23 protein-coding genes are annotated in these 25,732 nt (G+C 37.0%); 17 read left to right on the forward strand and 6 right to left on the reverse strand.

The features are described from left to right. Entirely contained in the window at nt 1-855 is an 855-nt protein-coding gene (locus tag LF886_RS20000; protein ID WP_236851305.1) for a glycine betaine ABC transporter substrate-binding protein, read from the forward strand. Nucleotides 856-1,152: 297 nt separating this feature from the next. Here the strand turns inward: LF886_RS20000 and LF886_RS20005 are convergent, their stop codons facing one another. Further along, the gene (locus LF886_RS20005) at nt 1,153-1,530 is read right to left on the reverse strand and encodes a winged helix-turn-helix transcriptional regulator (RefSeq protein WP_236851306.1); all 378 of its coding nucleotides are present in this window, start codon (nt 1,528-1,530) and stop codon (nt 1,153-1,155) included. Between the two features lie 129 nt (nt 1,531-1,659). On the opposite strand from LF886_RS20005, the gene LF886_RS20010 reads away from it, so the two are divergent. Together LF886_RS20010 and LF886_RS20015 are read left to right on the forward strand one after the other, a co-directional pair. Beyond that, nucleotides 1,660-2,649, forward strand: a complete 990-nt coding sequence (locus tag LF886_RS20010; RefSeq protein ID WP_236851307.1) for an NADP-dependent oxidoreductase — start codon at nt 1,660-1,662, stop codon at nt 2,647-2,649. A gap of 3 nt (nt 2,650-2,652) precedes the next feature. Further along, nucleotides 2,653-3,123: a cupin domain-containing protein gene (locus LF886_RS20015; RefSeq protein WP_236851308.1), complete on the forward strand. Its 471-nt coding sequence runs from the start codon at nt 2,653-2,655 to the stop codon at nt 3,121-3,123. Nucleotides 3,124-3,512: 389 nt separating this feature from the next. On the opposite strand, the gene LF886_RS20020 is transcribed toward LF886_RS20015, so the two are convergent. Together LF886_RS20020 and LF886_RS20025 are read right to left on the reverse strand one after the other, a co-directional pair. Then, nucleotides 3,513-3,920 carry a thioredoxin family protein gene (locus LF886_RS20020; RefSeq protein ID WP_236851309.1) on the reverse strand — a complete coding sequence of 136 codons (408 nt, stop codon included), beginning with the start codon at nt 3,918-3,920 and terminating at the stop codon, nt 3,513-3,515. Between the two features lie 52 nt (nt 3,921-3,972). Beyond that, a complete protein-coding gene (locus tag LF886_RS20025) occupies nt 3,973-6,039 on the reverse strand; it encodes a TonB-dependent receptor plug domain-containing protein (RefSeq protein ID WP_236851310.1) in 2,067 nt (688 codons plus the stop codon). Nucleotides 6,040-6,162: 123 nt separating this feature from the next. On the opposite strand from LF886_RS20025, the gene LF886_RS20030 reads away from it, so the two are divergent. The 10 genes from LF886_RS20030 to LF886_RS20070 all read left to right on the forward strand — a co-directional run bounded on the left by LF886_RS20030 (nt 6,163) and on the right by LF886_RS20070 (nt 16,805). Next, the gene (locus LF886_RS20030) at nt 6,163-7,314 is read left to right on the forward strand and encodes a homogentisate 1,2-dioxygenase (protein WP_236851311.1); all 1,152 of its coding nucleotides are present in this window, start codon (nt 6,163-6,165) and stop codon (nt 7,312-7,314) included. A gap of 432 nt (nt 7,315-7,746) precedes the next feature. Next, nucleotides 7,747-9,258: a succinate CoA transferase gene (locus LF886_RS20035; RefSeq protein ID WP_236851312.1), complete on the forward strand. Its 1,512-nt coding sequence runs from the start codon at nt 7,747-7,749 to the stop codon at nt 9,256-9,258. A gap of 219 nt (nt 9,259-9,477) precedes the next feature. Continuing rightward, nucleotides 9,478-9,645: a hypothetical protein gene (locus tag LF886_RS24190; RefSeq protein ID WP_410685642.1), complete on the forward strand. Its 168-nt coding sequence runs from the start codon at nt 9,478-9,480 to the stop codon at nt 9,643-9,645. 426 nt (nt 9,646-10,071) lie between these two features. After that, entirely contained in the window at nt 10,072-11,346 is a 1,275-nt protein-coding gene (locus LF886_RS20040) for an acetyl-CoA hydrolase/transferase family protein (RefSeq protein ID WP_103231595.1), read from the forward strand. A gap of 139 nt (nt 11,347-11,485) precedes the next feature. Further along, nucleotides 11,486-12,277, forward strand: a complete 792-nt coding sequence (locus LF886_RS20045; RefSeq protein WP_124530679.1) for a hypothetical protein — start codon at nt 11,486-11,488, stop codon at nt 12,275-12,277. A 238-nt stretch (nt 12,278-12,515) separates the two neighbouring features. Further along, the gene (gene hppD, locus LF886_RS20050; protein ID WP_236851313.1) at nt 12,516-13,646 is read left to right on the forward strand and encodes a 4-hydroxyphenylpyruvate dioxygenase; all 1,131 of its coding nucleotides are present in this window, start codon (nt 12,516-12,518) and stop codon (nt 13,644-13,646) included. A 70-nt stretch (nt 13,647-13,716) separates the two neighbouring features. Further along, the gene (locus LF886_RS20055) at nt 13,717-14,178 is read left to right on the forward strand and encodes a hypothetical protein (protein ID WP_236851314.1); all 462 of its coding nucleotides are present in this window, start codon (nt 13,717-13,719) and stop codon (nt 14,176-14,178) included. A 55-nt stretch (nt 14,179-14,233) separates the two neighbouring features. Further along, entirely contained in the window at nt 14,234-15,481 is a 1,248-nt protein-coding gene (fahA, locus tag LF886_RS20060) for a fumarylacetoacetase (RefSeq protein WP_236851315.1), read from the forward strand. Between the two features lie 31 nt (nt 15,482-15,512). After that, entirely contained in the window at nt 15,513-15,920 is a 408-nt protein-coding gene (locus tag LF886_RS20065; protein ID WP_236851316.1) for a GxxExxY protein, read from the forward strand. A gap of 60 nt (nt 15,921-15,980) precedes the next feature. Then, complete coding sequence (locus LF886_RS20070) at nt 15,981-16,805, forward strand: flavin reductase family protein (protein WP_236851317.1); 825 nt, start codon at nt 15,981-15,983, stop codon at nt 16,803-16,805. A 183-nt stretch (nt 16,806-16,988) separates the two neighbouring features. On the opposite strand, the gene LF886_RS20075 is transcribed toward LF886_RS20070, so the two are convergent. Together LF886_RS20075 and LF886_RS20080 are read right to left on the reverse strand one after the other, a co-directional pair. After that, nucleotides 16,989-17,495: a hypothetical protein gene (locus LF886_RS20075; RefSeq protein ID WP_236851318.1), complete on the reverse strand. Its 507-nt coding sequence runs from the start codon at nt 17,493-17,495 to the stop codon at nt 16,989-16,991. Between the two features lie 49 nt (nt 17,496-17,544). Continuing rightward, a complete protein-coding gene (locus tag LF886_RS20080; protein WP_236851319.1) occupies nt 17,545-18,387 on the reverse strand; it encodes an alpha/beta hydrolase family protein in 843 nt (280 codons plus the stop codon). 153 nt (nt 18,388-18,540) lie between these two features. On the opposite strand from LF886_RS20080, the gene LF886_RS20085 reads away from it, so the two are divergent. From LF886_RS20085 to LF886_RS20100, 4 genes are all read left to right on the forward strand, one after another. After that, on the forward strand, nt 18,541-19,314 hold the full coding sequence (locus LF886_RS20085; RefSeq protein WP_236851320.1) for a HipA family kinase: 774 nt from the start codon (nt 18,541-18,543) through the stop codon (nt 19,312-19,314). Beyond that, a complete protein-coding gene (locus LF886_RS20090; protein WP_236851321.1) occupies nt 19,301-19,684 on the forward strand; it encodes a DUF3037 domain-containing protein in 384 nt (127 codons plus the stop codon). Before LF886_RS20085 ends, LF886_RS20090 begins: the two co-directional genes overlap by 14 nt. Before the next feature lie 287 nt (nt 19,685-19,971). Then, nucleotides 19,972-20,742: an alpha/beta hydrolase gene (locus LF886_RS20095; RefSeq protein ID WP_236854340.1), complete on the forward strand. Its 771-nt coding sequence runs from the start codon at nt 19,972-19,974 to the stop codon at nt 20,740-20,742. A 194-nt stretch (nt 20,743-20,936) separates the two neighbouring features. Continuing rightward, nucleotides 20,937-22,778: a carbon starvation protein A gene (locus LF886_RS20100; protein ID WP_236851322.1), complete on the forward strand. Its 1,842-nt coding sequence runs from the start codon at nt 20,937-20,939 to the stop codon at nt 22,776-22,778. A gap of 75 nt (nt 22,779-22,853) precedes the next feature. Here LF886_RS20100 and LF886_RS20105 read toward each other — a convergent pair whose 3' ends face one another. Then, nucleotides 22,854-25,631: a TonB-dependent receptor plug domain-containing protein gene (locus tag LF886_RS20105; RefSeq protein ID WP_236851323.1), complete on the reverse strand. Its 2,778-nt coding sequence runs from the start codon at nt 25,629-25,631 to the stop codon at nt 22,854-22,856. Nucleotides 25,632-25,732 lie beyond the last annotated feature (101 nt).

The following is a 25,732-nucleotide window of genomic DNA, read 5'->3' on the forward strand; positions in this document are numbered from 1 at the left end:
ATGAAACAATTAAAATATCTATTTTTTCCCTTTTTAATAGTGGTATTTGCTGCCTTAAATTCGTGTGAAAATATAAAAAACTCTAAATATATTACCATAGGAATGGTAGATGGCTGGGCGGAAGATGTTGCGATGACCCACGTTGCTAAAGCTATTTTGGACCAGCAGGGATATCATGTTATTATTCAAAAAGCCTCTACAGATATGATTCTGGCTTCGATGAATAATGAAGATACAGACCTTTTCATGGGAGTATGGCTTCCTTACACCCACGCTAAAAAACTTGCTAAATTTCCGGGATTAGTTCATCTTGGAACCAATTACAACAACGGCCGTATAGGATTGGTCGTTCCGGAATACGTTCCGGTGAATTCCATTGAAGAACTTAATCAATATCAGGAGCAATTCGATCATAGAATCATTGGAATTGAGAAAGGAGCCGGATTAACAACCGGAACGGATAAAGCCATTATTGATTATAAACTGGATTATAAACAGATCAACTCCTCTACCATTGCCATGATCACCGAGTTACAGAATGCCATACAACGCAAACAATGGATTGTAGTAACAGGATGGCAGCCCCACTGGATGTTTGGCAAAATGAAGCTTAAGTTTCTTGACGATCCCAAAAAGATCTTTGGTGAAGCAGAACAGATTAAAACCTATTCCAGAAAAAGCTTTGGTAAAGATCATCCGGATTTAGCCAAATTCTTTTCCAAAGTCCATTTTGATGATGAAACGATGTCTGATCTTTTAATGAAAATGGAACAGAGTAAAAATAAAGAAGCCACCGCTAAGGAATGGGTAGAAAACCATTCTGAACTGGTCAAATTATGGCTGGATAAAAATTAATATAACGATACAATTTGGTATTACTTAAAATCCTCAACTCTATACGAGTCTGAGGATTTTTTCATCAACATAGATTATTTGATCTTTTCTCTATGAAGCAATATTTATTAGTAATCGCAAAGGCGCAAAGAAATTTAATAACATACTGCTTTAAGGCGCAAGAAAATCAAAAATTTTCAGCAAGTTTGTTTCAATTAAATTCAACAGAATTAAATTTTATCAAAGATAAAATCCTTGCGCCTTAAGACATATTTAAAGGAAAATTCTTGCGTCTTCGCGTTTTCCAATATCTCATAGCTATCCCATTGATTCTTTAATTTTTTCCCGATGGATTATTCCCCAATTGACTAATGTTTCTGTCACCGGAAATACAGATTTCCCATACTCTGTCACCGCATACGTTACCGTGATGGGTTTCGTATCCTGAATGGTTCTTGTGATCAGAAGATTGGTTTCCAGTTCTTTTAATTCTTTGCTCAGCATTTTAGCGGAAATCCCCTCGATACTGCGTTCCAGTTTTTTAAAATGAATCATCTGATCTGGTCTGTTCGTCAGATACCGTAAAATCATCAGTTTCCATTTTCCTCCCAATACATCCAGACTGTCACGCATTGCGAACAATTCTTCTGTACAGTTTGCTTCTCTTTCGATACCGTTTTCTATGATTTTTGCCATAATAGTTTCATGAAGGTAACTAGTTACCATTAGTTAACTAGTAGCAAATATAAACTATTCCCTCTTTACATTTGTGTATCAAATTAAACGTATGAAATCGCATGATTTCTAAAATATAAATATCTACGTATGAAAGCAGTTATTTTAAATAAAAACGGAAAACTGGAAGATGGTTTTACCGAGCAGCCCCAGCCCAAAGGCAATGAAGTTTTAATCCAGATCAAAGCAAGCGGTTTCAATCCTATCGATTACCAGATACTTGAAAACGAACTCGAAAGAAAACTGATCAGTTCCCCGATATTGGGAAGAGAATCATCGGGAATTATAGTTGACAAAGGTCCCGAAGCTATACAATTTAATATTGGTGACGAAGTCTATTGTGGCAGCGGTTCTATGGGAAGCAATGGGACTTATGCAGAATATATAAATGTCCCTGAATCTATTGTTTCGTTGAAACCGAAGAATATTTCGTTTGAACAGGCGGCTTCCATTCCTTCGGTAGGACTTACTTCTTTGCAGATCTTTAACCGTTTGAAACTAAGTCCGGAAAATACCATTCTTGTAACGGGTGCAACCGGAGGAGTTGGTTCATTTTTGATCAAACTTTTATTAGCTCATCATATCCGGCAGATCACAGCAACTGTTGGCAGTGAAGAAAACAGACAGGTTCTTCTCAATATGGGGCTAAAAGATCATCAGATCATCAATTACAGAGAAGAAAACCTTATTGAAAACATTTTAAAAGCCAATAATAATCAACCTTTCGAGTTTGGGATTGATCTGGTAGGAAATTACATGTCAGAAGTGACTGCAGAAGTTTTAAAGATCAACGGAACTTATGTAGATGTAACTGCTTTAGTCACCAAAGATGCTCATGAAACCCTTTTCAACAAAGGAAGCCTGATTATGAATATCTCCAATTATACTTATGGAATGGTCAAAAAATATGAGTATTACAAAAACAGCTTACTTGAAATAAAAAAACTCATCGAAACCGGAACTATTACGCCACCCCAGCATAAGATAATAGGAAGTCTTTCTTTGGAAACCGTTCTGCAGGCACATTCTATTTTAAAAAACAATCAGACCCAAGGCCATAAACTCATCATGAAACATTAATCTATGAACAAAATACCTAGACGAATCGTAACAGGAATTAAGGATGGAAAATCTATCATTATAGAAGACCAGCAGGTAGAAAATGCAGTGGAACATTTTCCGGGACTTATCATTTCAGATGTTTGGAATACGCAGACAATGCCGGCAAGCTTAGACATTGAGACCAGAATTCCCAACACAGGATTTCCACAGACTCCGAAAAATGGGACCTATTTCCGATATGTAGTTGTTCCTCCCGATAAAGACTTAGGGGTTGAATGGAAGAAAAATGAACCTCATCCAATGATGCATCAAACTCCAACACTGGATTATATCATTATCCTGTCCGGTGAACTCTATCTCATCATGGAAGAAGGAGAAACTCTTCTGAAACCTGGAGACATCGTTATCCAAAGAGGGACTAATCATGCGTGGAGCAACCGCTCTGATGAACCTTCTATTCAGCTGGCAGTATTGATCGATGCAGAGATTTAAATTAAAATTTATTTTGTTGGAAAAAGCAAAGGCGCAAAGAAGAATAAATTATATGTTGTTTTTAAGACGCAAGAAAATCAAAGATTTTCAGCAAGAAATGATCTATAAAGTATTAGGAATGTACAATTTTATCGCAGATAAAATCCTTGCGACTTAAAGACGGATAAAAAAAGAAAAACTTTGCGCCTTTGCGTTTTCCAACAAAACTTAGAAACATTAAAAAAACTCACGCAGATTTTACATAAACATCTGCGTAATCTGTGCAATCTGCCGGAAATAAAATATAAACAGTATTCAATTTTATCGCAGATAAAATCTTTGCGCCTTAAAAAGGATTAAGGAAAAATAAAACTTTGCGCCTTTCCGTTTTTCCAACCAAAACCATCCGATTACAAAGCAGAAATTTCCAACAGTTTCTGCTTCATTTTTTCAGGCGTCATCTGCCCTTCCTGATAATAGACCAAATTCTGATGCTTATCCAGGAATACCCATAACGGATACACAGGCTGATTTTTATTTTTAGACAAAGCCAGCGCCAACTCATGAATTCCTGAATTTCCATTCTGCAGATATTCAAATTCCTGATTCTGGAAATGGATTTTCTCTTTCGTTTTCTCTGCCTCGAAATTGACAAAATAAAAATGATCATTTAATATATTCACCAGCTCTTTATCTTTACTCAAGCGAAAAGATTCAATTTTACAAACCGCGCACCAATCAGTATAAAGATGGATGACAACCGGCCTCGGATTTTCTTTCTGCAAAACATCCAGGTCAGAAAAAGTGCCTGTCTTCATCTGAGACAGATAAAAACAGGGCACTAACATTAAAAATAAAGCTATTTTTTCATCATAAGGTATATTTTACCCCCAGAAATCCTCTGATACGCTGCATAGGTGCATAGCCGTATGCGGTATCAAATGTATAATGGTTAGGATTGTTGATAGGGTCATCAACATGTTTATCAAATGGGTCAAACGGTCTCATCAAAGGGTCTTTAGGAGTAAAATTGAATAAATTTTTCACTCCGCAATAGACCTCAAATCCTGATTTGAAAGTCTTGGACACCTGAATATTGGCCAAAGAATAGAATGGTGAATATTCCGGGCGGTAGTCATTTACTAAAACAGGAAGTCGCATCGGTCCGTAAAACTGTCCGGTAAAATCTACCGTCAGATTGTTCGGAAATTTATACGTCAGGTTATAAGTTCCACTCCACTTTGGAGCATGCAGCTGCTGTGTTTTCTGATTTTCATTATCAAATTTCTGATAGACATCCAGATAAGTCACTCCCAGATTGACACTCAGGGGAAACTGAAAACTAAAATCCACATTCAATGAAGCTCCTCTTGAAATTCCATATCCATGCAGGTTATCATAAATAATTTTAGTAGGATCAGAATCAAAATCACCTACAATTTTATTACTGAAATAGGTATAAAAGGCAGAAGCATCAAGATTCACCATTCGGTTTCCTACAGGAATTTTCCAGATATAATTTAGGTTTCCGTTGACAGATCTTTCCGGTTTCAGGTCTGTTTTTACAACCACTTCCCTGGAACCTGTCAATGCTGCATGATCTTCTGTAAATAAATTGACAACTCTGAATCCTGTTCCGAAATTGAAACGCAGGGTGTGATATGGGTTTGGGGAAAACTTCCATGCGAATCTCGGTGAATGAATAGAATGATGTACTTTATCATAATCATATCTGTATCCCAGCAACAAAGTGTTTTTTTCATTGATTTCCCATTGATCCTGGATAAAAGCTCCCCAGATCGGAGACTTCATCGGTGCATTTGTAATCCCGTCTGGCGCTAAAGTTCCCGGCGTATTATCATCATAAAATGTTCTTTTAAAAGTAAGTCCAGCCGTGATATCGTGTTTTCCGAAACTTCTGTCCCAATAGGTCTGAACAAAAGCTACCTTTTGTGTGGCATTGAAAGGATTGGTTCCGTAAAACGAATTCTGGTCATGGTAATTGTAAGAAAACTGGGTCACGATATGTTCTTTCATAGGCCACTCGTACAATCCGAAAACCTCTGCCCTGTTTGTATAAATACTTTCTCCGTAGACCTGATCACTACCACGGAAAGATTTGTTCCATTGCATTTCTCCCCCAAAACGATCTTCATACAGATATCTCAAAGCGAAACTCGCCTGTCGGTTTTCTTTTCTTTTAAAATTCCATTTGTTGAAGACAGAAATTCTACTCTGCAAAGTAGCATCAGTAAAATTATCTTTATTCTGATCTATTCTTTCTTGAAAGCTGAAATAATTTAAACTTAATAATGAAGCGGCATTCTTTCCTACATTGAATTTGGTCGAAAGATCCACATTGTTTTCAAACCAACCTGTTGTCATCAGATCAACACTCAGCTTGGGAGCTGTCAGTGCGTTTTTGGTGATAATATTGATCACACCTCCCATTGCTTCAGAACCGTAAATGGAAGATGCAGGACCTTTTACCACTTCTATTCTATCCACCAGGCTATTCGGAATTCCGCTCAGTCCATATACTGTGGAAAGAGAACTTACAATCGGCATTCCATCAATCAGGATCATAGTGTATGGCCCTTCCAATCCGTTGATATGAATATCTCCTGTATTGCACACAGAGCAATTCAGCTGAGGCTTTACTCCATTTACCATCGCAATAGCCTCAAAAATGCTTGGTGTCGGGTTTTTTTGAAAAAATTTCTGACTGTAGATCTCAACCGCTACCGGGCTTTTTGATCTGCTCATCGGTTTTATGGTTCCCGTAACCACTACATCCTCTATGTTACTCGTCTTGATTTCTCTTTTGGTAACTTTTGCAGAATCAATGCTTTTGGTCTGCCGTAAACTTAAGCTGTCTGTCTCCTGGGCAAAACAATATGATGATAAAAAAGTAATAGAAAATAATATTCGCTTCATGAAATTAAAATTGTTAGACAAATCTAACAATTATTTTTTAATTACAAAACTTTATGGGAAAAATATTGATTGAGCCAATTCATGAAAAATGATTAAATTTGAGAAACTACATATGAAAGTAAAATGAGATATCATCTAGCGGGAAATATCCCACCAAAAAGACATACGATCTTTAAGTCTCCAGAAGATAAATTTTACTATGAACAGCTCTTCGGTACAGAAGGCTTCCATGGTATTTCTTCTCTGTTATATCATATCCACCGCCCTACACAGATCAAATCTATCGGTGAGCCGAAAGATGTCACTCCCAAAATAGCTGTGGAAAAAAACATCACCCCAAGAATGTTCAAAGGGATGAATGTTACTCCTGAAGATGATTTCATGGACAGCCGAAAAATCCTTTTGATGAACAATGATCTGAAAATGGGATTGGCAAAGACAAGAAAATCAATGGATTACTTCTACAAAAATGCGGAATGTGATGAACTTTTATATGTTCATCAGGGAACAGGGATTTTAAAAACATTTGTAGGAGATCTTGAGTTTGTAGCAGGAGATTATCTTATTATTCCAAGAGGAACAATCTACCAGGTAGAGCTGAAGTCTGATGATACTGTATTTTTTGTATTGGAAAGCCACTCACCTATTTATACTCCGAAAAGATACAGAAATGAATTCGGGCAGCTTTTGGAGCATTCTCCATTCTGCGAAAGAGATATGATTGCTCCTACTTTTAAAGAACCTATTGACGAAAAAGGAGAATTCTTAATCAAAGTAAAAAAAGAAAACCAGATTACGGATTTTATCTATGCCACACATCCGTTTGATGTGGTAGGCTGGGACGGATATTTTTATCCTTATAAATTCAATATTAAAAACTTCGAGCCTATTACGGGAAGAATTCACCAACCGCCACCGGTGCACCAGAATTTTGAAGGACACAATTTCGTAGTTTGTTCATTCTGTGCAAGAATGTATGACTATCATCCACAGGCTATTCCGGCACCTTATAATCACTCTAATATTGATTCTGATGAAGTACTATTCTATACAGAAGGTGATTTCATGAGCCGTAATCACATTGATCTGATGGACTTCACCCTTCACCCAGGCGGAATCGTACACGGACCCCACCCAGGTGCGATGGAAAGAAGTATCGGTAAAAAATTCACAGAAGAATATGCGGTAATGGTAGATCCATTCCGTCCCTTAAAAATTACAGAAGAAGCTTTAAAAGTGGAAGATCCTTCCTACAAAACTTCATGGCTGGAATAATTATTTCCAGAACCAAAACAGTTTTAACTTTTTGATATCAACCATAAAAGTCACAAAAGATTAAACAATTAGGCTTTATAAAGTGAATTCTATTTGCTTCAAAAGAGCACTAAAGTTTTTGAAAATCAAAGATTTTCTTCTAATGTGAACTTAATATGGCATTATTGAACACTTTCTTAAGTGAACTAAAGTGTTTAAGTATAAATCTTTGTGACTTTTGTAGTGAAAAGTTCTAATAGATTTATTTAACAGTAAAAAGTCTATCAGGTTCATATCAAAAAGTACTACTGAATACATACAAAAGACGCTTTAAATCCTTTATTTAAAGCGTCTTTTTTCGTAAATTTGTAAGGTATGGTTAACATATTTGACCATCATTATTTTTCATAACGCATCCTAAGTAATGGTGGTTTAAAACAAAATCAATATTACATGTTAGAAAGAATCAGATTAGAAAGTTTACACCAAAAAGTAACCACGGCAGAAAATGCTGTAAAAATCATTAAAGACGGTATGACCATAGGGTCCAGCGGCTTTACAAAAGCAGGTGACAGTAAGGCTATCTTGCCGGCACTCGCTGAAAGAGGAAAAACAGAAGACCTTAAAGTCACTTTGATGACCGGAGCTTCACTCGGCCATGGTACCGACGGAAAACTGGCCGAAGCTAATGTTTTAAAGAAAAGAATGCCCTTCCAGGTAGATCCTATCCTAAGGAATAAGATCAACAGCGGGGAAATTCTCTTCATCGATCAGCATTTAAGTGAAAGTGCCGAACTTCTTCACACTAAAAATCTTCAGAGCATTGACGTAGCAATTATCGAAGCTGCCTATATTGAAAGAGACGGAAGCATTGTTCCTACCACTTCTGTGGGAAACTCAGTGACATTTGCTGCTTTGGCTAAAAAAGTGATCATCGAGATCAATACGGAAGTTCCTGAAGAAGTCTACGGAATCCATGATATTTACCAGGCAGAAGATTATCCTTACAGAAATGTTATTCCTATTGTAGCCCCATGGAACAAAATTGGGAGAAAAAGTATTCCTGTTGATCCTGATAAAATTGAAGCCATTGTTTTTACCAACCTTAAGGACAGTCCTGCCGATATTGCAGAACCGGACGAAAAAACAACCGCTATCGCCAAGCACCTTCTTGGCTTCTTTGAAAATGAAGTGCTTTTAGGACGACTTACAGATCGATTGCTTCCGCTTCAGGCTGGTATCGGTAAAGTGGCTAATGCGGTGCTTACAGGATTCAAGGACAGTAACTTTTATGATCTGACGATGTTTTCAGAAGTCCTACAGGACAGTACATTTGATCTGATAGATTCTGGTAAATTAAGTTTTGCCTCTGCATCATCCATTACTGTTTCCAAGGAATGCTATGAGAGAGTCTTAGGAAATCTTTCAAAATATAAAGACAAGTTCGTTTTAAGACCTCAGAATATTTCCAATACTCCGGGACTGATCAGAAGATTAGGAGTAATAGCCATTAACACTGCTATTGAATTCGATATCTATGGAAACGTAAACTCTACCCATATCGGAGGTACAAAAATAATGAACGGAATTGGAGGTTCCGGAGACTTCGCAAGAAATGCTTATTTAAGTATTTTTGTAACTCAGGCTGCTTCAAAAGGCAACAATATCTCCCATGTCCTTCCAATGGTTTCTCACACTGATCATACCGAGCATGATGTTGATGTTCTTGTGACAGATGTTGGATTGGCTGATCTAAGAGGATTGGCACCAAGAGAAAGGGCACAAAAAATCATTGATAACTGTGTTCACCCTGATTATAAGGAAGAATTACAATCTTACTTTGACAGAGCATGCGAAAGAGGCGGACATACCCCTCATTTATTACAAGAGGCATTCAGCTGGCATCTGAGATTCTCCGAAACAGGAAGCATGAAGCAGAAGACAACGGTTGAAATTTCCAATTAATCTGGGATTCGATTTAAGCAAAGTTTAAAAATAATTGACCGTCATTTAATTTTCTCAAATTGAATGACGGTTTTTTTTGAAAAGGAACCATTACTTTAAAATAAATCATCTATATCGGAATTAATTTTTAAATTTAAAAGATTTAAAAAGCGTAATCCGAAAAGCTATATGAGTAGGAAAAACTAATACAATAAATTATTTATGAAAAATCTTAAAAAAATGAAGAGAAACGAGTTAAAAAATGTAAAAGGAGGAGATAATCCTACGCGTGTCGTTTGTGTTCAACTTATGAATCAATTTGTAGAAGTGTTTCCTGAAGATTTTTGCTATAATCCACAAAATTCGGGTCATACGGTATGCGTATGTAAAAGACTTTATGGCCTATAAAAAAATATTTTTATTATCATTAACCTGAGGTTGATATAAGCAAAGTTTAAAAATAATTGACCGTCATTTACTTTATTTAAGTTGAATGACGGTTTTTTTTGGAAAGAAAAAAATATGCGATCAGATTTCCAAAATATTCACTATAAAATTGTTTACGCATCTGTCTTGGTATCTTCTACCTAACAGTGATTTCCCCAAACTCAGGTTAATTAAAAATCCCACAACAACACAAAAAATAAAGGACTGAATGCCAAGGTATTTAGTCCTTTAATTTTAGATTTATCCAAATCTACTCCACATGACAAAAGTCTTCCCATTATAGTTAAGATATTTGAAATCGGTGTTATTATAAATATTATCTTTGAAAGAAGAGAGGTTTTTTATGAATAATATAAATACTCTGAGCACCCTTAAAAAGAACAAAATATGAATAATTACATCAGCGCAGAAGAAGCAATATATACCATAAAAAGTGGAAACCGTGTCTTTTTTCACGGCAGTGCATGTACTCCCAATTATCTGATTGATGAACTGGCAAGGCAGTCTAATCGGTTGCAAAATGTGGAAATGGTTTCCATTACCCAGCAAGGCAATGTGGAAATTGCAAAACCGGAATACAAAGACAGTTTTTTCATCAATTCTTTATTTGTTTCAACTCCTGTGCGTGATGCAGTAAACTCCGACAGAGGAGACTTTGTACCGGTCTTTCTAAGCGAAATTCCTATTTTATTCAGAAAGAACATCCTGCCTCTGGACGTAGCAATTATTACGGTTTCTCCTCCTGACAGGCATGGTTTCTGTACATTGGGAACTTCTGTAGATATCGCAAGAGCAGCTGTAGATACTGCAAAGATTATTGTTGCCATTGTGAATCCCAGAATGCCCAGAACACACGGAGACGGTATGATCCACATCAGCAGAATTCATAAACTGGTTTGGCATGAGGAAGAGCTTCCAACAGTAGATTATGGTTCAAAAGTAGGCGCTGAAGAAATGCTTGTAGGAAAAAATGTGGCTGAACTTATTGAAGACAGGTCTACCCTTCAGATGGGCATCGGGACCATTCCTGATGCAGTTTTGAAATGTCTTACCAATCACAAAGACCTGGGAATCCACACAGAGATGCTAAGTGACGGAGTTATTGACCTGATTCAGGATGATGTGATCAACAACAAATACAAAGGGTACAATGATAACAAAACCATTACAAGTTTCTGTTTTGGGACCAGAAAACTCTATGATTATGTGGATGACAACACGGTATTTGCCTTCAGGGATGTAAGTGAGGTCAATTTCCCGATCAATATCATGAGAAACAAAAAAATGGTAGCCATCAATTCTGCCATTGAAATAGACCTTACGGGACAGGTTTGTGCTGATTCTATCGGAACGATGCAGTACAGCGGAATCGGAGGACAAATGGACTTTATGCGCGGTGCAGCTTTAAGTGATGACGGAAAACCTATCATAGCCATTACCGCAAGAACGAAAAAAGGAATTTCAAGAATTGTTCCTTTTCTTAAGCAGGGAGCAGGCGTAGTAACAACCAGAGGTCATATTCATTATGTTGTTACCGAATACGGAACGGCTTATCTCTATGGAAAGAATCTTCGACAGAGGGCACAGGAGCTCATCAGCATTGCCCATCCGGACGATAGAGAAATGCTGGAAAGAGCTGCCTTTGAAAGATTTAAACACTGATAATCAAAACATAAGAATTTTTAAGTTACTTTTACGTCTGAAACGGTAAAACATATTTTGAACCGGCATCCGTAAAATCATAAAAAAGCGCTAATATTTTGGCAGTATTTTTGATAAAACTCTTTCAAAAACAAGGAAATTGAAAACTATATATAATTCGATACGAGAAGAAGTTGTAAAGCATTCTAAGGTAAGGAATTCTGTTTTGGGGAATGTGAATGAATGGAAAAGAAGCCATTATATTATTCTTTCCGAAATTATTAAAGATGAACTCTCTGAGGCTGAGGAACTGAAAGGAGGGAAAAAATTTGAAATTGGAAATACCATTTCCCATGTCACCCTTCAGCGATTTTTTGAAAACGATTATCAGGACAAAACACATAATGATCTCAGGTTTTTAAAAACCCTGGATAAGATCTGTATATTCTTAGGATACAAAGATCTTAATGATTATATCCTTTCTATAAGATACAAGAAACAGAACGATGAAGAAACTGATGATCAGTCCTATCTTACACAGATGGTTTATGACTACTGTGCAACAGCTTTTGAGTTCTGTAAACAGTTTCCCAATCACAATACCAAGCTTTTTAAAGATCTGGTTTTTGATGACTCTCCATTCTTGGAAAGGGTTTCGCAGTTCAGCAAAGAATTGTGTGATAAAGATTTCCATCTGGTTACCAAAAATAACAGATCCAACTATGAGGTTTTTGACATTCAGGTTGTCACTGATGAACCGGACAAAAAAATACTGGAATCTCAGGAATTCTGGAATCTTCTGTTAAAAGTAGGAGAAACGGGAGAAGAACATTTTGTGAATCAGCTGAGTACACAGATTTATTTCATCCGAAAAATAGATAACACCTGGAAGATATGGGATAACTATAATCCCGATGCCGGTATGCTCAACAGGAAAATTGAAACAGTCTAAAAATAAAAAAGCCGTAGAGAATCTCTACGGCTTTCATGTTTCGAAACATTTTTTTTCACTTGTATTTTGTATTACAAATGTAGGAAGACGATTTTAAACTTAAGAAACTTAAATATACTTAAGTAAACTCTTCTTTAACGTTATGTTAAATATATTCAATGAATCCCGGGTAATGTTTTCGCCATATCTAAGAATTTTGTAATTTGCATACCAATAAAATAAAAGTAAAAGAGAAAATATGTCAACACTTACATTTGCCGAGAAAATTGCTCAAGCAGAAAATTTCTTACCGATTAACGGTACAGATTACATTGAGTTTTATGTAGGAAATGCAAAACAGGCTGCTCATTATTACAAAACCGCTTTCGGTTTTCAGTCTGTAGCTTATGCCGGTCCTGAAACAGGAGTAAGAGACCGCGCATCTTATGTGCTTCAACAGGGAAAAATCAGATTGGTATTAACTACCGGATTGAATTCTGATTCTCCTATCAGTGAGCACGTAAAAAAACATGGTGACGGAGTAAAAATTTTGGCACTTTGGGTAGATGACGCTTATGCAGCTTTCGAAGAAACAACTAAAAGAGGGGGAAAACCTTATTTAGAGCCTGTAACTTTAACTGATGAGCATGGTGAGGTAAGAATGTCGGGAATCTATACGTATGGAGAAACCATTCACATGTTTGTTGAAAGAAAAAATTATAATGGACCTTTTATGCCTGGGTATGAAAAGTGGGAAAGCAATTATAAGCCTGAAGAAGCAGGTTTATTATACGTAGACCACTGTGTAGGAAATGTTGATTGGAACAGAATGGTCCCAACAGTTGAATGGTATGAAAAAGTAATGGGATTTGTGAATATTCTTTCTTTTGATGACAAACAGATTAATACAGAATATTCTGCATTGATGTCTAAAGTAATGTCAAACGGAAACGGATTTGCAAAATTCCCTATCAATGAGCCTGCAGAAGGTAAAAAGAAATCTCAGGTAGAAGAATATCTTGATTTCTATGAAGGTGAAGGTGTACAGCACATCGCTGTGGCTACGAAAGACATTATCCACACTGTAACTGAACTGAAAAAACGTGGTGTAGAGTTCCTTTCTGCTCCACCAGAAGCTTATTACGATATGGTTCCTGAAAGAGTGGGTCATATTGATGAAGATCTTAAAAAACTTCAGAACTTAGGTATACTTATTGATCATGATGAAGAAGGGTACTTACTACAGATCTTTACTAAGCCTGTAGAAGACCGCCCTACTCTATTCTTCGAGATTATTGAAAGACACGGTGCACAGAGTTTTGGTGCCGGAAATTTCAAAGCTTTATTTGAAGCATTGGAGAGAGAGCAAGAAAGAAGAGGTAATCTTTAATTTTACGTTAAAAATATAAGTTTTGTCAGGATATCGTATTCTGGCAAAACTTTTTTATAAAACACAGTATATGAGAAAATTTTTAATCGGGACTCTTTTTCTGGGAACATTAGGGCTTAAAGCTCAATATGGATCTTTGAATGAAATCCTTAACCGACTTGAACAAAGAAAAGGCATCAATCAGCATCTTGAAAATGTAAATGTTGACAACAAAAAGTTCGTTTTCATCAAAGATGAAGCCGATCATACAGAACGGGACTTTATTATTATCAAAGGGAATAATGCCACTTACGTAGAAGTTTTCGATGATAAAGCTACAGGAGAAAGCAGTTCCAATGTTTTTACCGGTGATATTATCAGGAAAAAAAATATTATTTCTTTAAGAGCAGACATGCTTGAAAACAAAAAAATCCCAATGCCTGTTACCAAAACTCTATTATTGACCCAGCAGGACAATATTCTGTACCTCATTGATGTCAATACCAGAGATCGATGGATTGATGAAGCATCTTACTCAAAAAAAGCAAAATAAATATTCTGAGGAAATCTCTCAGCGTGATCTTTAAATCTAACTAAAATCTAAACTTATGAAATCATTTGTAGACTATTCCTCAAATTCGGATTTTTCCATCCACAATATTCCTTTCGGAGTCGCAGTTTTTAACAAAGAATATATCGGATGCTGTACAAGAATCGGAGATCAGGTAATTGATCTTGCTACCTTGTACGATCTTGGGTATTTCGAAGATATTGAAGGATTAGACGACAATGTTTTTGAAGCCTATACCATCAACGAATTTATAGAACTGGGTAAACCTGTTACCAATGCCATTCGTACTAAAATTCAGACCTTATTACAAGAAGGTTCTATTTTATCAAAAGATCAGAAAACAATTGAAGAAGCCTTCTACGACTTGGATAAAGTAAAAATGATGATGCCTCTTCACATCCCAAATTATACTGACTTTTACAGCAGCATCGAACATGCTACCAACGTAGGAAAAATGTTCCGCGATCCTGAAAACGCTTTATTACCAAACTGGAAACATTTACCGGTAGGTTACCACGGAAGAGCTTCCTCTATCGTAGTTTCAGGTACAGAAATCAACCGTCCAAAAGGTCAGATGAAGCCTGCAGATACAGACAAGCCTGTTTTCGGACCATGCAAACAACTGGATTTCGAATTGGAAATGGCTTTTGTCATCAACAAAAACACGGAGATGGGAGAAAGTATTTCTACAAGAGAGGCAGAAGATGCTATTTTCGGAATGGTAGTTTTCAATGACTGGTCTGCAAGAGATATTCAATCATGGGAATATGTTCCACTAGGGCCATTCCTTGCGAAAAACTTCGGTTCTTCTATTTCTCCCTGGGTAGTTACTCTTGAAGCTTTAGAACCATTCAGAACAGCTTCTCCAACTCAGGATCCTGAAGTTTTGGATTATTTAAAATTTGAAGGTGATAAAAACTACGATATCAACCTTGAAGTATATATTCAGCCTGAAAACGGAGACCAAAACCTGATTTCTGAGAGCAACTACAAACACATGTACTGGAATATGACCCAGCAATTGGCTCACCACACCGTAAACGGATGTAACGTTGAAGTGGGTGACCTGTATGCAAGTGGTACCATTTCAGGAAGCGATCCAAAATCTTTCGGTTCTATGCTTGAACTTACCTGGAGAGGACAAAATCCTTTATCACTAAGCAACGGTGAAGAAAGAAAATTCATTGAAGATAACGATACCGTTACCATGAAAGCTTGGGCTGAAAAAGATGGTGTGAGAGTAGGTTTCGGTGAAGTTTCCGGTAAAATTATTCCAACACTTTAATTTTTTTACCACAAAAGTCACAAAAGAATTTATGATTACGCAGTCATTTTTAACAGATTTGACCTATAAAATAAACGGAGCCTGTATAGAAGTTCACAAAATTCTAGGGCCTGGTTTATTGGAAAGCGTGTATCATAAATGTCTGGAAGAAGAATTTAGATTAAGAAATATTAATTTTAAATCTGAACTTAAAGTTCCAGTAAATTATAAAGGAAAAGAAATTAATTGTGATTTCTTTTGCGACTTTTTGATTGAAGACCTAGTTGTCGTAGAATTAAAGTCAGTAGCAAAGCTCAATGATATTCATAGGGCTCAACTTATTAACTATATTAACTTAATGCAGAAACCCAAAGGCATTTTAGTCAATTTTAATGTAAAAAATCTATATCACGAAGGACAAGAAACCTTTGTGAATCAATATTACGATATGCTTTTTTAAACTTTAAAGATTAAAGCTATTTTACTTAAAACTTTTGTGCCTTTTGTGGTTAAATATAATATGAAAACAGTAATCCCCTCCGAGATAACCTCCGTACAATTGCAGACGATCATGCAGACGGCAGTTTCACCACGCCCGATTGCTTTGGCTTCTACAGTAGATAAAGATGGTACGATCAACTTATCTCCGTTCAGTTTTTTTAATATGTTCAGTACGGTTCCTCCGATCTTAATTTTTTCACCATCAAGGAGAGTACGTGACAATACAACGAAACACACGCTGGAAAATGTTCTTGAAGTACCGGAAGTCGTTATTGGGACAGTGAATTTTCCAATTGTACAGCAGATTTCTTTAGCTTCTACAGAATATGAAACCGGAGTGAATGAGTTTATCAAATCTGGATTGACAATGAAAGAGGCAGATCTTGTACAACCTAAACTGATTGAAGAATGCCCCGTAAACTTTGAATGTAAAGTTTTAGAGGTAAAATCGTTGGGAGATCAGGGAGGTGCCGGAAATCTTGTGATCTGTGAAGTTCAGAAAATCCATATCAGAGAAGAGTATCTGAATGAAGCAGGAAATCTGGATCAGAAAAAACTGGATATGGTAGCCCGTTTAGGCAGCAATTGGTATTCCAGAAGCAACGAAAACAGTCTTTTTGAAGTTCCAAAACCTTTGGTAACAAAAGGAATTGGCTTTGATCTGCTGCCGGATTCTATTAAGTACAGCAAAGTGTTTACTGGAAATGATCTTGGGATGCTTGCCAATACAGAAATATTACCTGCGGGTGACTTCCATGCTGATGAAAATATTCATGCTAATGCCCAGAAATTACTTCTGGAAAGCAAAGTTGAAGAAGCCTGGGTTTTACTCACTATCAAATAAAAAAAGCGGTCTGAAATTTCAGGCCGCTTTTTTTATATGGGGAGCTGGATGCCAGAGGCTGGGAGTCTATAAAGTCTTCTGAATAACTATTTCCCCAATTAATAATCTTTTGGAAAAAAGTTCTATTTTGATTTCAATAGATATGGAACACCGTTACTAGCTTCCAGCTTTCCTACTTATATTTTACTTTGCTTTCAATGATTCTGAAACAGTAATTTTTCCTTTTTCAGCAAAGTCTGTCGCTTTACCATTTTTATCAATGGAAACATTCAAGTTGTCATTTTTAGGGTCATAGTAAATGCTTGTAGTATATCCTGGACAATCGTGCTGCTTACATCCTGTCAGCTTATAAATTCCGTTTTCAGAAGTCACAGGACTTTCCACATTGAAATTCTTTACCATTTCATCATATTGGGTTCCTGCTAACTTTTTCAGCCTTTCTGTGATGCTTTTGTCTTCAAAGAATTTAATATCATGAGGATACTTTCCTACATTTTTAGTAATAATATCGGCTGCTCCTGAGGCAGCAGAAGGAGATGCAACAGAATCGTTTTTTGGGGTTGATACAGAATCTTTGGGCAAAGTTGTGGCCAAAGTATCTGTGCTTACAGAAGATTCTGTTTTTGCTTCTTTTTTACATGAAACAACACATAATGACAGCGCGAATGCGCCTGCAATAATTTTTTTCATAATTATACTGATAGGGTGATTAATTTATAATAACGTAATTTCAAACGTTTTATTTCAATTTTTCATTTATAAAATCAATACACTTCTCGGTAACGGTATTCAAATCTTGTGGTAAAACGGTTTCTAACCATGGTTCTCTGGCACCAAACGTATGGTTGGCATTTTCAATCAGAAACAGTTCAGAATTGGGGTGAAGGATATGAAGATGTTCAGCCTGTTTCACCTCTACTGCTTCATCCTCTGTTCCATGAATAATCAGCATATGAGCTTTGGCCATTTCTGTAGCCCGCTCTACATCAAAACGATGAATATTGTTCTCATAATCTTCATAAAACTGATAATAGTGAGGCATTTCCTGTTTGGTACGTCCGTTCAGAGCATAATATACCCCATTATTTTTCCAGTTTTCGAATGATTCTCCTTTTGGAAAACGGTCTAAAGTATCTACACTCGCCAATGTAATCAAACCGTTGATTCTTTCGTCTTCAAAAGTTTTAACAATCGAAATACCTCCTCCTCTGCTGTGTCCGATCAAAATAATCTTTTCATCATCAACATGCGGTTCTCTGCTAAAATGATCAATAACGACTCCCAGATCAGAAAGTTCCTTAGAATAATTATTATGACCAAAAGCCTCAAGATCAGCAAAATTAGCCGGATTATCCGTTGTTGTTCCGTTATGTGAAAAATTAAACTTAACGAAGAAAAAAACTGCTTCAGCAAACTTTCTGGCCATCAGATCCCAGGCTCCCCAATCTTTATATCCTTTATATCCATGAACGAATATTACGAGTGGAAGCTTTTCTTCAGTGTCTGTATAAAAAGCATCCGCAAGAAAACCTTTTGTTTCTTTATTTTCTAAATATATATTCTTTTCACTAATTACATTCATAAAACAAATGGGACTTATTTAATAGTATGTACACTTATATCATGTATTCAAATTGAAATTTATGAAAAAAACTCTGTTTTTCAATCTTAATTCCTTGTTTCTTTTTATCTAAAGTCAAGCTGAAGTTTATAAAAATAGCCTTATTTTTGTTTCATGCAGAATTTAAGAACTGTAACCGTGATGCGTTACATTCTGCCCCTGAGAGAAGGAGGATCTCTTCCCGCTCTGGCAGAAGCTGATGATGATTTCAAATATGTATTAAAATTCCGTGGTGCAGGCCATGGGGTAAAAATGCTGATCTCCGAACTTTTAGGCGGAAAAATTACCGAAGCATTAGGACTTAAGATTCCTGAACTTGTTTTTGTCAATCTTGATGCCGATTTCGGAAGAACGGAAGCCGATGAAGAAATACAGGATCTTCTGAAATCTTCCGAAGGTCTGAATCTTGGATTACATTATCTTTCCGGTTCTATCACCTATGATCCTGGAGTAAGTGTTGATCCGCTTCTGGCTTCAAAAATAGTGTGGCTGGATGCTTTCATTACCAATATTGACCGTACTTTTAAAAATACAAACATGCTGATGTGGCATAAAGAGCTTTGGATCATTGATAATGGTGCTTCGTTCTATTTCCACCATTCATGGCAGAATTTTGATACCGCAGCAAAAACGCCTTTCAAATATGTGAAAGACCACGTACTTCTTCCAAAAGCAAAAATGCTTGACGAAGCAGACAAATTTGGCCACGAAGTACTGAATGACAAATTTTTCAGAGAACTTGTCAATATGATTCCTGAAGACTGGTTACATTGGAATGATGCCGATGAAACACCTGATGAAATCCGTGAGATCTATTTTCAGTTTATGAAAACCAGATTAGAAAATTCTCAAATCTTTGTAAACGAAGCGAAAAATGCAAGAGGATAAAATATATGAATATGCGGTAATACGCCTGGTACCTAAAGTTGAAAGAGAAGAATTTTTCAATATCGGATTGGTGATGTTTTCCAAAAAGGAAAAATTCATCAAAGCGGAATTCTATTTATGTCCGGATAAATTCAAACTGATGCATAGCAAGCTGGATTATGATGATGTTTTCTATAATCTGGAAAGCTTTCGGAAGATTGCCAGTGGAGATAAAAACGGCGGTCCTATTGCTCTCCTTGACATCCCGGAACGCTTCCGCTGGCTGACGGCTGTAAGAAGTGCTGTTGTACAGACATCAAGACCTCATCCCGGAAAATCCAAGGATCTGAATGCTACTTTTGGTAAGCTTTTTGAGGAATTAGTAAAATAACGAATCCTAAAAAATTTATTATGAATTTACCGACCAACAACATATCAAACTACAGGTTTTTCGCAAACCTGTAGTTTGTTTTATTTTTAAGCCTTTCCAGTTTATTTTTTTCTCAAAACTTTTCACAAGTACCCAACCCGGCACCTTCCATAAAAAGTACATTACTTCCCGAAATAGCCAATCTGTCTGAAGATATTGTATATAAAACCAATAGGATAGGAAATCCTGTTAAACTGGACGTTTTTACACCCAAAAACATTTCAGCCAACCAGCAACTTCCTGTTCTGATTTATGTACATGGAGGCGGATGGGTAGAAGGAGATAAAATAATCCATTCTGATAATTATGTTGAAAGTACGATTGCAAAACTGATGGCAAAGCAGTATGCTGTGATCAGTATCAATTACACTCTTCTGAATGACAGCACTCATTTTCCGTTACCTTTGGAAGACACTAAAGATGCCATAAGATGGGTAAGAAAGAATGCAGAAAAATATCATTTTGATGGTAATAATATTGGGCTTTTCGGAGCCTCAGCAGGAGCTCACCTTTCTTTGCTTGCGGCCTATACTCCGGATAATACTTTTATTGGAAACCCGGAGCTTTCATCTTATTCTGCCAAAGTAAATTATGTGATTGATCATTATGGACCGGCTGATCTGAACAAGTTATTCCATACAAAACTTGGAACAATTCCTGTCGCCTTGATTGGGCTGATGTCGAAAAAAATCGTCAGTTTACAGCAAAATCTGGTGAAAGGACTTTCCGGCTACGATGTAAGGAAAGATCAGGACAGAGCGATTAATTATTTAGAAACCATATCTCCCACTAATTTTGTTTCAGGAGGTGTCCCAACCTTAATTGTTCAGGGAAATAATGATAAAATTGTCCCTTTAAGCCAATCTAAAAAGCTTCACAAAAAACTCAACAGGGCAAAAATTCAGAATTCTTTAATTATTGTTGACGGCGGAGTACATGGTTTTGGTACTACTGATAAAGCTTATCTGGATCAACTTACAGATAAGATGGTAGATTTCATTCTTTCACAAAAGAAGTAATATACATTGAGCTATTTAAAATAAAATCAACTCATTAAAAACCAATATAATAAATAAAAGAACAACAACAAATTTGCTAGATTGATATACATATTGATATTTTTTACTTGAGAATTAATTACCTTGGCTATTGTTTAAACTATTTATAACAAAAATGCCAATAATTTAATTATTCATTAATAAAAATAAGTGATATGGAATATTTAAATAATATCAATGCTCTTACACTCATATTTGCTTCAGTTCTTATTTTTGCCATAGCATACCGATTCTATGGTATTTTTATCGCTAATAAAGTTCTCAGGCTGAATGACCAGAATGTAACCCCTGCTGTAGAGTTTGCAGATGGTAAAGATTACGTGGCCACCAATAAAAATGTACTTTTCGGACATCATTTTGCCGCTATTGCTGCTGCCGGACCGTTAGTAGGTCCTGTTCTCGCAGCACAATTTGGGTATCTTCCCGGTGCATTATGGATTCTGATCGGTTGTGTATTGGGAGGCGGAGTGCATGACATGGTTGTACTCTTTGCATCCGTGAGGCACAAAGGACAGAGTCTTGCGACTATTGCTTCGAAAGAAATCGGAAAAGCAACAGGAACGGTAGCTGGTTTTGCGATTCTTTTTATTCTTATTCTTACGCTGGCGGGTTTATCTTTGGCTTGTATCAATGCGATGCATGAAGCCTCATGGTCTCTTTTTACGGTAGTGATTACCATGCCCATTGCCATCATTATGGGACTGATAATGCGTTATAAAAAGAACAGTGTTTTGTTTGCAAGTATTTTAGGCGGTATACTTTTGATTGCCGGAATCATTGGAGGTCACGGTCTGATGCAGAATCCTACCATGAATAATCTGTTTTCCTGGGATATTAAAACGATTTCTATCGCGATTCCTTTGTATGGTTTTATTGCTTCTGTATTACCTGTTTGGCTGCTTTTGGTTCCCAGAGATTATCTTTCTACCTATTTAAAGATAGGAACGATTATTATGCTGGCTATCGGGGTAATTGTCATTCATCCAACAATACAGATGCCGGCTATTACAGAATTTGTAAATGGCGGAGGCCCTATTATTGGAGGTCCGGTACTTCCTTTTATTTTCATTGTGATTGCCTGTGGCGCGATTTCCGGTTTTCACGCTGTGATTGCGACGGGAACGACTCCGAAAATGCTTACTAAGGAAAGGGAAATCCTTTTCGTAGGATATGGAGCAATGCTTGTAGAAGGTTTTGTAGCTTTGATGGCACTTATTGCAGCCTGTACATTGATGCCGGGTGATTATTTTGCGATCAATACGCCTAAAGAAGCATATGATTCTTTTCTTGCCACCCACCCTTCTCTGCACGGGGTAGACATCGATTATTATTCCCAAAAGATAGGCATTGACCTGTATGGCAGAACCGGAGGTGCGGTTTCTCTAGCGGTAGGGATGGCTCATATCTTCAATAAAATCCCTTATATGGATCAGCTGACTGCGTATTGGTATAATTTTGCGATTATGTTTGAAGCGGTATTTATTCTAACTGCCATTGATGCAGGAACAAGGGTTGGACGTTTCTTTTTACAGGAAATGCTGGGGTCTGTGGTTCCAAAATTTAATGATAAAAACTGGATTCCCGGAATTATTATCAGCAGTCTTCTTTTCACTTTTGCCTGGGGATATCTCGTGTACACCGGAAATGTAAACAGTATCTGGCCGTTATTCGGGATCAGTAATCAGCTATTGGCTGCCTGTGGACTTATCGTTTGTACAACGATGCTGATAAGGATGAACAGAGGAAGATATGCTTTATGCTCGGCTGTTCCCGGAGTTTTTATGGCCATCATTACATTCTGGGCGGGTTATATTCAGGTGACCGCTATCTATATTCCAAAAGGACAATATTTACTGGCGGCATTAGCGGCAACAGCAATGATTCTTATGCTTATTGTATTTATAGGAGCCTTCAGGAAGTGGTATCAACTTCTTCGGATCAATACAACGGAGATTGATCATTATGGTGAACCAGTGAAAGAACTGGTAGAAAGATAACATTCATCTTATCATAAAGAAAAAACAGTTCAGAAATTCTGAACTGTTTTTTTATAGCATTATTTTTTGTTTTATTTAAAAATTGAAATTAAGTCTTGCAAAAACATACCTTCCATTCTGTCCGAACTGTGAAGTGGAACGTGAATAGATGAACTGGTCATTATTCGTAGAAGCAGCAAGGTTTTTCGTTGGATAAATATCAAATAAGTTATTTACCCCCAATGTCAATCCTACATTTTTCGTAAACTGATAGGCCGCAGACAGGTCAGTAATAATCTTATCTCCGATCTGTTGGTGCTCATTAAAATCAATGATACCATCTCCATTCACATCAATAATATCAGCCCCTGTCACTTTTCCAAAATAGGTATTTCTCAGATAGAAAGTAGCATTTTTCCATGCAAGAGTATGGGAAAGACTGGCTTTCACTCTTGGCACTGCTTCTTCCAGATACACTCTTGATTTCTCTGAGAAATATACTTTCTCAAGCTGTGGCGACTGTAAAAGTCCTGCAGAATGGATGTCTCCTACCTGCTTGGTTTTATTAAGGTTAATGGCAAAGCTGTTATCCAGCTTAAATCCTGAGAATCTTGCATTATGGGAGATGACAACATCCAACCCTTTTGTTTCTGTATCAATCGCATTGGTAAAGAACTGTGCAGCATTGATTCCTAATTGATCATAGGCTTCCTGTGCTTTCTGAGGAACATTTGCTCTTAAAAACTGGTCGGTAAGGATAACACGGTTATCAATTCTTGTGAAATATCCATCGGCAGTGAAGCTAAGCCCTACTGAAGGAATCTTGTAGGTAAATCCTACACTCGCAGATTTGGAAGTTTCCTGCTTCAGTTTTGGCATATCCAATAACCCGGCAAGTTGAGAATCATTGCTGAAAGTCCCTACTTCCAACAATTGATTATTCGTAAATAATGTAGATGTTACATTATAATAAATCTGGTGGATAGATGGTGCTCTGAACCCTGTAGAACCTGCAAATCTGACATTGAAATTAGGAGCTACTTTAATTCTTGATGCTAATTTATAATTGAATGTAGAACCGAAATCAGAATAATTTTCATATCTCGCTGCAGCATCTACCAATAACCAGTTTGTGAAATTGAATTCAACATCTGCATAAGCTGCCACCGACTGTCTGTTTTTATCCACAGCATTCTCAGGCTTGAATCCGTTAAATACCTGCGATCCTCCCGGAAGCGCTGCTCCGAAGAAATCCGTAGGTCTTACAGAATTTCCGTTCCATATATTTCCTGAAGCATCATACGTTGCATAAGAAGCTTCTTCGCCCTGAGTAATTTTAAAATTCTCATAACGATGTTCTGCCCCAAAAGCAACATTTATTCCTTCCCAAACATCATACTTTTTAGAGAAATCTAAATTGATGGTATTTTGAGAAAATCGTAATCCTCCCGCATTAAACTCTCTTGGTGAAGCAAAACGTAAGGAAGTGTTTCCTGTATTCTGAATATTATAGGTAAATGAATTCTGCCCATAGGTGTTACTGAAATCAATATTCCAGCCCTCCCATTTTCCTTTGATTCCGGCAGCCAATGAGATATCCTGAATATCCGTTCCAATCTGTGGAAGATAACCGTTTGGATATAATCCTGTAAAAGTTCTGCTTTCTCTAGGTCTTCTGTAAAATCCTCCGGAAGTACCATGCCTTAAGCTGTATCCTCCAAAAGTGTAGACTTTCCAGTTGTCATTGATTGGCAGCTCGGCGTTCACAAAAAGTTGGTGGTTATTCAGCTTAGACTGCCCTACCTGCATATTAAAATCCTTTCTGTCCTGCCCTCTGTAAGCCAGTTCCTGATCCGTAACATCGAAGTTTAATAAGGATTGAAGACCCTTTTGGAGTACATTTCCCTGAGAATCTTTAATATCCTGAATGGTAGAAGCTCCCTGAATGGCTGCGAGCTGACTGTTGTTAAAATAATTTACTCCTTGGGCATATTGATGAATATAGTTTACAATCTGCTGTGAATTTGGAGTATTATTGATATTGGTAAACAAAGAAGAAAGGTTTACACCATCATTCAGTGCTCTTTGTTGAATAGCATTGTAAGCATTATAAAGAGTTCCGCTTTCTGTACCGGCTCTATAGGTTGGATTTCTGAACTGTGAAGACCAGGTAATATTAAAAAAACCGCCTTTAGTTCCGATTTTATTCCCATAGTTCAAATCCAGCTGAATATTCTGACCGTCGAAATCTCCGGTATGATCATTAGCCGTTGGCGTCAGGTTTCCTCCGTAACTGATCTGCCCTGCCAGTTTTCCTGTATCTCTTTTCAGATCGAGATTGATCACTCCGGCAATTGCATCAGATCCATATTGTGCAGAAGCTCCATCTCTTAATACTTCAATTCTGTTTAATGCAAAAGACGGAATGGCATTCAGGTCGGTTCCTACCGTTCCTCTTCCTGGTGTTCCGTTTACATTTACCAATGCGGAAGTATGCCTTCTTTTTCCGTTAACTAAAACCAAAACCTGATCCGGTCCCAGCCCTCTCAGCTGTGCAGGATCCAAATGGTCTGTTCCATCTGAATTGGTCTGAATAGTGGATGTGAAAGAAGGCGCCACAGCATTTAGTATTTGCCCTATATTGGTTTGTGGAAGAATCAGTGAAGATTCTTTTACGTTGAATACATCTACAGGAACCGGGCTGTCTGTTTTAGATCTCGCTCCGGCTCTTGACCCCAATACAACTACTTCTTCTACATTATTGGTCTTTATACTGTCTTTATTTGTTTTTATGCTGTCTTTTTCCTGACCGTAAGTAAATACACCGAGGAAAAATAAAACAGAGGCCGAAAGAATAGTTTTCTTATTTGTCATAGTTTAGAATTTGATTGAACATTTATGTTTTTACAGGGTGCAAATGTAAAATACATTTACTAGTCTACAAAATAAATAGACTTTGTTTTTATAAAAAATGG

This window comes from Chryseobacterium sp. MEBOG07 (assembly GCF_021869745.1).
GTDB classification, from domain to species: Bacteria; Bacteroidota; Bacteroidia; order Flavobacteriales; family Weeksellaceae; genus Chryseobacterium; species Chryseobacterium viscerum.